The organism is Peptoniphilus sp. oral taxon 836 str. F0141 (assembly GCF_000179335.1).
Lineage (GTDB): Bacteria > Bacillota > Clostridia > Tissierellales > Peptoniphilaceae > Peptoniphilus_A > Peptoniphilus_A lacrimalis.
In genome coordinates, this window is the sequence record NZ_AEAA01000031.1 from 1 (window position 1) to 1,350 (window position 1,350).

General features: G+C 31.4%; 1 protein-coding gene. It reads right to left on the reverse strand.

What is annotated here, in order from left to right:
- On the reverse strand, positions 1-1,350 hold a 1,350-nt coding region (locus HMPREF9131_RS01390; RefSeq protein ID WP_009344965.1), incomplete at both ends, for an AAA family ATPase.

The window sequence follows — 1,350 nt, forward strand, 5'->3', positions numbered from 1 at the left end:
TAATAAGCTTATCGGTAAATGTTGCCTTTATGCCCATCGTTTCAAGTCTAAGATTTAAGTCTTCTAATTGTAAGCCTACAATATTTTTAATTTCTTTTTTGCTCAATTCCTTAAATACAACAGTTTCATCTATCCTATTTAAAAATTCAGGTCTGAATGTGTTTTTTAATTCCCTTGAAATGATATCCTTCATTTTTTGATACTCATTTTTCTTTTCTTCTTCTTTGTTTACAGAAAATCCCAAAGTATTATTTTTAACTAAGCTATTCGCACCAACATTAGATGTCATAACTATTACTGTATCTTTAAAATTAACAGTTCGTCCTTGGGCATCAGTTAATCGCCCTTCATCTAAAATTTGAAGTAAAATATTAAACACATCTGGGTGAGCCTTTTCTATTTCATCAAATAAAATTACACTATATGGCTTTGTTCTTACTGCTTCTGTCAACTGTCCACCTTCATCATAACCAACATATCCCGGAGGTGAACCTACTAATCTTGAAACTGTGTACTTTTCCATATATTCACTCATATCAATTCTTATCATATTTTCGGGACTTCCAAATAATTCTTCAGCTAGAGTTTTTGTTAAAAAAGTTTTACCCACACCTGTTGGCCCTACAAAAATAAAAGAACCTATAGGCTTATTGGGAGTTTTTAAACCAATTCTCGCCCTTTTTACTGCCCTAGCCAAAACATCAATGGCTTGGTCTTGACCCTTAACTTTTTTCTTCAAATCTTCATCGAGGGTCTTTAATCTTTCAGTTTCCTTTTCAGTTAAATTTGTAACAGGAACCTTTGACCATTCAGAAACAATACTTGCAATTAAATCTACTTCAACTCTTTTTTTAGATTCTTCCTTTTTGAAATCTTCAAGAGCTTCTTTATATTCTCTTTCTATAACTTTTTCTTTATCTCTTAAAGATGCGGCAAGCTCAAAATCTTGATTTCTAACAGCCATATTTTTATCGTCTTCAACTTTTTTTAATTCTTCCTTGTACTTCTTTTCAAAATCAGGAGTCTTATAACTTTCAATCTTTAATTTTGAAGCAGCTTCATCAATTAAATCTATTGCCTTGTCAGGTAAAAATCTGTCATTTAGATACCTATCAGATAATTTTACAGCAGCACTTACTGCATCTTCACCAATAGTTACATTGTGGTGATCTTCATACTTATCTTTTATTCCCATAAGAATTTTTATGGAGTCTTCTACATTTGGTTCTTCTACAGTAATTGGCATCAGCCTTCTTTCAAAAGCTGGATCTTTTTCAATATGTTTTCTGTATTCAGAAATAGTTGTAGCACCAATAATTTGAATTACTCCTCTTGTAAGCATTGGTTTTA